General features: G+C 55.8%; 6 protein-coding genes and 2 pseudogenes. 1 reads left to right on the forward strand and 7 read right to left on the reverse strand.

Annotated elements, in window-relative coordinates; genetic code table 11:
* From tnpC to ACTJK8_RS31940, 7 genes and pseudogenes are all read right to left on the reverse strand, one after another.
* Nucleotides 1–1,337, reverse strand: a pseudogene (gene tnpC / locus ACTJK8_RS31910) (IS66 family transposase); the annotation flags it as partial.
* 68 nt (nt 1,338–1,405) lie between these two features.
* Nucleotides 1,406–1,762, reverse strand: coding sequence for an IS66 family insertion sequence element accessory protein TnpB (gene tnpB / locus ACTJK8_RS31915; protein ID WP_440763165.1), 357 nt, complete (start codon nt 1,760–1,762; stop codon nt 1,406–1,408).
* Nucleotides 1,759–2,187, reverse strand: a complete 429-nt coding sequence (gene tnpA, locus ACTJK8_RS31920; RefSeq protein ID WP_440763166.1) for an IS66-like element accessory protein TnpA — start codon at nt 2,185–2,187, stop codon at nt 1,759–1,761. The genes tnpB and tnpA overlap by 4 nt, the downstream gene beginning before the upstream one ends.
* A 195-nt stretch (nt 2,188–2,382) precedes the next feature.
* On the reverse strand, nt 2,383–3,153 hold the full coding sequence (locus tag ACTJK8_RS31925; protein WP_440763167.1) for an NUDIX hydrolase: 771 nt from the start codon (nt 3,151–3,153) through the stop codon (nt 2,383–2,385).
* A gap of 98 nt (nt 3,154–3,251) precedes the next feature.
* A complete protein-coding gene (locus tag ACTJK8_RS31930) occupies nt 3,252–4,820 on the reverse strand; it encodes a glycosyltransferase (protein WP_440763168.1) in 1,569 nt (522 codons plus the stop codon).
* Nucleotides 4,817–5,923, reverse strand: coding sequence for a glycosyltransferase (locus ACTJK8_RS31935; RefSeq protein ID WP_440763169.1), 1,107 nt, complete (start codon nt 5,921–5,923; stop codon nt 4,817–4,819). Before ACTJK8_RS31935 ends, ACTJK8_RS31930 begins: the two co-directional genes overlap by 4 nt.
* 395 nt (nt 5,924–6,318) lie before the next feature.
* A pseudogene (locus ACTJK8_RS31940) lies at nt 6,319–6,524 on the reverse strand (IS5/IS1182 family transposase); the annotation flags it as partial.
* Nucleotides 6,525–6,606: 82 nt separating this feature from the next.
* Between ACTJK8_RS31940 and ACTJK8_RS31945 the strand changes: the two are divergent.
* On the forward strand, nt 6,607–6,917 hold a 311-nt coding region (locus ACTJK8_RS31945), incomplete at its 3' end, for a transposase family protein (RefSeq protein WP_440763170.1).

Raw genomic sequence — 6,917 nt, forward strand, 5'->3', positions numbered from 1 at the left:
GTCCGAACCAGCAAACAGGGCATTCTTCCGGTTCAAAGCCAGCGGCCGGATCGCGCGCTCGACGGTGTTGGAGTCGATCTCGACGCGCCCGTCGGCGAGGAACAGGCTCAGCCCCGCCCAGCGGCTCAGGGCGTAGCGGATCGCCTCCGCGAGGTTGCTCTTGCGGCTCAGGAGGTCGAGCTTCTCCCGCAGCCACGGCTCCAGCGCTTCGATCACCGGCCGGCTTCGCTCCTGACGGGCCGCCCGTCGCTCCTCGGCCGGACGCCCGCGGATCTCGGCCTCGATCCGGTAGAGCACGGAGATGCGCGACAGCGCCTCTGTGGCGATCGGCGAGGCCGCGGCAAGGTCATAGAATTGCCGACGCACATGGCTCCAGCAGTGGGCCAGCCGCACTGCGCCGCCCTTGGCTAAGCTCTCGTAGGCCGCGTAGCCGTCGACCTGCAGCACGCCTGCAAATCCGGAGAGATGCGCGATCGGTCGTCCAGCCGTGCGGTCGGGCGCGTACACGTAGGCGACGCCGGGCGGATCCGTCCCACCCCAGGGCCGGTCGTCGCGCGCATACGCCCAGAGCTGGCCGGTCTTGGTGCGGCCGCGGCCCGGATCGAGCACCGGTGCCGTGGTCTCGTCGGCAAACAGCTTGCCAGAGCGTTTGAGCGTCTCCAGGAGCCGCGCGTGCACGGGCCGGAGGAGGAAGGCGGCGCGCCCGACCCAGTCGGCCAGCGTCGAGCGGTCGAGGCTGACGCCCTGGCGGGCGAAGATCTGCGCCTGTCGATACAGCGGCAGGTGGTCGGCGTATTTGGAGACGAGCACCTGCGCGACCAGAGCGTCGGTCGGTAGGCCGCCCTCGATCAGCCGCGCCGGCGCGGGTGCCTGCACGATTGCGTCCCCGCAGGCGCGGCAAGCGTAGCGTGGGCGGCGGATCACCAGCACCCGGAACTGCACCGGCACCACGTCGAGGCGCTCGGATACGTCCTCGCCGATCCGATGCAGGGCACCCGAGCAGCACGGGCAGACGAGGCTGTCGACATCGATCACGTGCTCGACTCGCGGCAAGTGGGCGGGCAGCGCCCCACGTTTCGTGCGCCGCTTGGCCCTCCGCGCCTCCTGCTTGGTCGGTTCATTCTCCTCGGCGGCAAAGCCCGCGGCCTCGACCTGCTCGGCCTCCTCCAGCCCGAGCAGGAGCTGATCCTCCGGCAGGCTCTCGGCGCGGCGGCCGAAGCGGTGGCGCTGCATCGCCAGGATGATCTGGCGCAGCCGCTCGTTCTCGGCGCGCTCCTCGGCGAGCAGCGCCTTGAGCGTCTCGGGATCGTCGAACGAGGCGAAGCAGGCGCGGCCACGAAGCAGATTAGATCAGATCTGTCAGCGACTTACCATCGCGATGAAGCCCGCTAGCCAGCCTTTTTGCTCAGCCGGCAACCGCCGGCACGCCCACGGCACGCGCCGTATGGACGCGCTTCCAGTCCAAGCCTTCGACGAGCGCCGCGAGCTGCGCCGCGCTCCGCCAGACCACGCCGTCCTCGATCTTCGGCCAACAGAACTGACCCGCCTCCAAACGCTTGACCGCGAGGACCAGCCCGCTTCCATCCCAGACCAGGAGCTTCACCCGGTCGGCGCGCTTCGAGCGGAACACGTAGACCGTGCCCGAGAACGGATCTCCACCCATCGCGTCCCGGACCAGAGCGGCCAGTCCGTCCATGCCCTTGCGGAAGTCCACGGGCCGCGTGGCCAGCATCACGCGCGCCGCGCCGGACGGCCCGATCATGGACAAGCCTTCAGCGCCCGGATCACCGCGGTGATCTGAGCCTGGCTCGCGTCCGCACCGATGCGCACCACGGCGCCGGTCATCTCCACCTCGATCCCGGTAACAGGGCTGCCCAGAGGACGGATGCCGGCCCGGGGCGACGATGGGGATGACGCAGAGGCAGGCTCATCGAGGAGAACCGGTACGAAGGCCGCTGCCATTCCACCGACTGTCGGCGCCTTCCGCGCCTCGCGCAGCCAGGTAAACAGGTGCTGCGGGCTCATCCCGTTCCGGCGCGCGACAACCGACACCACGGCACCCGGTGCCATGGCCTCAGCGAGGATCCGTCTGCGCTCGGACTGCGACCAGCGTCGCCGGCCGCTCGCGGTGGTGATGACCTCAAGCCGCCGAACGGTCCGCGGCGGCTCGACCATATGCTCGACCATAGACACAAAACAATCCCATCCAGGGGCCGTCAGCATCATCCTCTACGCCGGCCAGCGAAAGGTGGGCTCCAAACATCGCATACATTCGGACGGGCCGACTTGGCCCTTCTCCGCCAGTGTGTTCTGGCCGCAGGGTTAACCTTTCTCGCCACACAAAATGCGGATAAACCAGTATTTAGCGCCCGCTGACAAAAATCAAACTTCCTTCGAAAAAGCCGCAATAATAGCACTTACATGCCCAGCATGCCGGATGCCCCCATTAAGCGCCAATTTCACAGCCTCCTTTGGCGTTAGAACAATTACATCAATCGTCTCCGTCGCTTCTGGGCGCGCTTTCCCGGGGGTAACACCATCAACACGGATGAAATGAACTTGATTGGCGTAGCGGGCAGGATCAGGTGACAGAGAAAGAAATCGCGCTGCATGTCCGCCTGCATACCCGGTTTCCTCCTTAAGTTCGCGCCGAGCAGTCGCTACCGGATCGATCTCATCTCGATCCATAAGCCCACCGGGCAGTTCTAACGAAAGAGCAGCTATTCCATGGCGATACTGCCGAACCAGAATGACGTTTCCCTCTAAGTCAGTTGCAATAGCGTGGACAAAATCGGGCGACTCAACCACATAATATGGGCTAATGCAGACGCCAGTCGCAGTTTCGCACTCGTCCGCTCGCACCCTAAGCCAACGGTCACTCAATACATATTTTGAACCGCGGACCATCCATCGAGAAACATCTGAATCGTCAGGATTGGCGCGCATTTGCGGCGTCTGCGCCGCCTGTATGGTTGACACGGTTTGCCTCAAGCCAGCCAGACTTTCTACAGAAACGCGTTCAGGGAAAATACGCGCTACGAAGATATGATCAATTAACGGATCTCGTGCTGCGTACCGGCGACTTCGAAATTCCGCGCCCACGCCGTCAAAATGGACGATAGTATTCGCGCCGCCATTTGGAGGCGTTACCACGTACCACCCCTCTTCGACGGGGCGTTCCCCCGGGCGAAGATATAGTATTTGCGGAAACATCAAATGCCTCGTTGTTGCGCCATTCTATTTCTTATCGATCAAGTGGCCGTCGCACTATTCGATCCAGCGATCTTGAGGGCCTCTTCAAGAGTTAAGAATGTCCAATCAGAGAAGCAGGCAGATAAAAATCGCCCATCACCAATGGGCCGCTCTGCTATTTCCAGCCTTATCTCAATTATATTTACTGTAGCGATAGCACCTTTCGGCAATCGAATAAGGAAGTCGGTGAAATCACCATCTGATAGCGGTACAGAGAGTATTTGCTTGCGGTTCAGATTCACACTTAAAAACTGCTGACCGCCGGCTGTGGTCACAGATTTTGCAGCGAATTTGAGGCACTGTATTTCCGGAGATGGCACATCCGAAAATCGAACGGCAGCATACTTCCCTTCAATCCATCTAAACCCTCCATTCTCGTAACTGCTCCAACCTTCGTACAAGAATGGGCAATCATTCTCGGAGACCGCCAATGTACGGTCCGTGCTGATTGATGGCACAGAAAATCTATTTGATTCGTTCGGAATCCCGCCCAACAAAATAGCAACGTCGTCAAGAGATCCGCCAGTAAACTCGCCCATATTATGAGCGCTGCTTTGAATATAACGTATATACTCTTGTTGCCCCCCGCTAAAGCTACTGCTCAACGCTCGCAAATAATCGCTAGGGTTCCCACCGATGGGATCATTGGCAGAAGCACTGTCTACCGCATCCAACATCGCCTCGATGTTATCATTCCAAATTCGAAACCCGTAGTCAACGCTCTTCCAGGCTGAGTAGCCAAGTCGTGCACTTTGGTCACGCAGAGATATCTTATTTACTTCGCCTCCAATATTAAAAAGAATTCCATTAACCCAGTTACTAATGTATTCATTATTGGTCGGCTGATCATTTGCTATTACGACCATGCCTTTTGACATAGCCTCAAGCATAGCGACACCAATGCCCTCAGCAGCTCTTGGACAGACAAAAACATTGCAGCCACGCAATACTTCTTCGTAAGCTGCTTTAGACGAGAACCAGCTCGACCTAGTCAGATCATAAGCGCGCTCACCGGCAATTTCATTGTCGTGCCCAAGGTCTATATCGGGCGCATCATGTAAATGTATCCGATCACATGTTTCGCCAAGAAGTCTATCTACTAGTTGAATATTGATGCCATGATCCGGCCGGCGTTGCCAGAAAAATATATTGATCTTGTCGAAGTCGACAAGATCTTTTCGAGAGCAAGGTGGAACAAAATACTTCGCAAGATAGCTTTTGCATCCCATCAGCCTTACACGCTCGTGCATCGCGCGCGAAAAGTTGATAAAGGTTGCCTTTCTAAGTAAAGCCCAATGCATATCGGGCATGGTGCTCGATCCGTCATACATAGGAATGACGATTGTGGGCTTCCCAAGCGCACAAAACGCCGAGGCCAGGTAATCCATTTGCCAGACCACAACAACATCTGCCGCTCCGGCCTTTTCCATCAATTCCTCGTTGTCGCCAATATCGGGATCAACAAAAAATTGATCAACGAAGAACCGGCGGCGAAGAATTTCTAAGAAAAACTCACTCGATTTTGTAATTTGATGAAATTTGTGGTCAACGAAAAGAAGATTTTTCATGCGGCCACCCAATCTTTAAATGCGCCACGCATATCTGCAACGAACCGGCTTCTGGCCTGCAGTGATCGCCGCCATCTAACTTCTTTTGGTATTTTCGAACAGTTAATGATTTCGGCAACTATCGAATCGTTATCTTGGCATAAAGACCCCATACCATAGTAACGCACCTGCTCAGAAAACCCCACGTTATCCGTCGCGACAACGGGCCGTCCGATTGTGGCAGCTTCCATCAGAACTGCCGACCCTCGATATTTATAAACCTCTGCATCATAAGGCAATAGCATCATATCAGACGACGCATAGAGATCATCCATTGTCTTGTTTTCGAGTATGCTCGGAAAAATTTTTACTCCGGGAATAGCATACAACTTTGACATATAATTTTGATGGTGAACGACTTCGGCATCTGTCAATGATTGTGTCGAGAATGTAATATTAATGTCCGGATCTCTAATGCGAATCTTACTAAAAATTTCTTCTAGGTGGAGAAACCCTTTGTCAAATCGAGCAGATCCAGGACAAATGACGTGAAAAATTCTGTGTTCTTGCAGCGGAACCGGATCTCTAACCTCTCCGTACGGCGTGACACTAACGTATTGATCTAATTGCTCGGCTAACCAATCAGCGTATACCGGCGTTTCGGCGGATAGAGATATTCTACAGCCTGCGTCTTTCATAGATCTGATATACATCATGGCGACTTCTAATGGTCTCCGAAATGCCGAAGACGCCGCTTCCATAACCCCTATGAATCGCAACAGAAGCTTGGGAGAGTTGTGGTTTTGAAAGAAGCTCTTGCATGACTCAAGGCCAACCAGACTATAGAAGTCGGTTGACGGAAAGAATATTGTGTCGGACGGTCCTAAATCGAAATCATTAAACAGTTTGATTATGTCTTGGCTTGCAAGCGTGGCGCGCCTTCTATGTGTATCAACTATTCCGACCGGATCTTGAGGGGCGGGTAGCGCTCGAATAAACTCGTTGTAATAAAACTCGAAAAACAATTCAAACTTTGCTTCAGTTGCAATTCCTTTGTCGAGATATTTCGACGCCAAACAGATTATCTCATCCGCATGGTTTTCTAATAAACGTCGATAATGCATAAGAGCCCTGACATTGTGGCCAATGCTTTGGATGCAAACAGGGTCGCAGATAAATATTCTAGACAATCTATTGTTCCTCTTGGTTTATCTACACTTAGTTGACCGCGTAGTAAAATTCAGAATTTAATCGATCGAATTTCGCCTTTTAACAATTTTTCACAACGGGTTTGCTTAAAAATACTACCGGATTGAGCAACTGTGATCGAATTGAAGTCAAAAGTTGTCGATTCTATGGTGTGTCCCTTATGACCCACCCAAAAAAATCGACTGCCGTACTGTGGCTAGGTTTGGCGGCCATCTGCAGGATGGCGGCGCTGGCTGTCAAGGCAGCCTGGTCATTGCCTATGTTTTGGTCGGGAGATAGGTCGGTGGCTCATTTGGGTCCATATGCTGACTCAGGAGACGAGTGTGACGACGCCGAGATAATTGCTGGGCGATCCATCGTATCGAGTCGCAATGCGCCGCAAGTGCTTGAGATGGTCAAACAGCGGCTCGATCCGATTGTGCCGTCGGTAGGCATCCGGCTGTGCTTGTAGGGCACCGTCCGGGTGGCGGTGGACGAGATGGTGGCGATCACCCAGCGGCTCTTCAGCCAATCTCTTGAAATTGCCCCGGTCTCGTGGCTCTTCGTCATTTCGTGTGGCTTCCCCGTGCGTTCTCCGTCTGTGTGAGAAGGACGGAGCTTGGCGATGGCGCGGCTGCACGAGGTTCCTGGCTGCCGGGTACTCTCCATCGAAGATGGGTCTGAGGCGGGCGTTGTCATGCACGTTCGCGGCTGCCGCTGCGCAGGACGTTGTCCCGTTTGCGGCACGCTGAGCACTGCCTGTCACGGCTCCGATCAGCGGCACCCCGCCAATCTACCCTCCCTTGGACGAGCCGTTCGGCTCGACCTTACCGTCCGACGTTTGCGCTGCCTCAACCCCTCCTGTTCCCGACGGACATTCTGCCTTCCTGCCCCTTCTCTCCTGGCTCCGCACGCCCGACGAACCCGACG

The sequence above is a fragment of the Methylobacterium sp. 22177 genome (assembly GCF_052045615.1).
Taxonomy (GTDB): Bacteria; Pseudomonadota; Alphaproteobacteria; order Rhizobiales; family Beijerinckiaceae; genus Methylobacterium; species Methylobacterium radiotolerans.

Coding starts and splice junctions, on each gene's coding strand:
- tnpB (WP_440763165.1), bottom strand. CDS start 1,762: ATGATCGGGCCGTCCGGCGCGGCGCGCGTGATGCTGGCCACGCGGCCC.
- tnpA (WP_440763166.1), bottom strand. CDS start 2,187: ATGGTCGAGCATATGGTCGAGCCGCCGCGGACCGTTCGGCGGCTTGAG.
- ACTJK8_RS31930 (WP_440763168.1), bottom strand. CDS start 4,820: ATGAAAAATCTTCTTTTCGTTGACCACAAATTTCATCAAATTACAAAA.
- ACTJK8_RS31935 (WP_440763169.1), bottom strand. CDS start 5,923: ATGCATTATCGACGTTTATTAGAAAACCATGCGGATGAGATAATCTGT.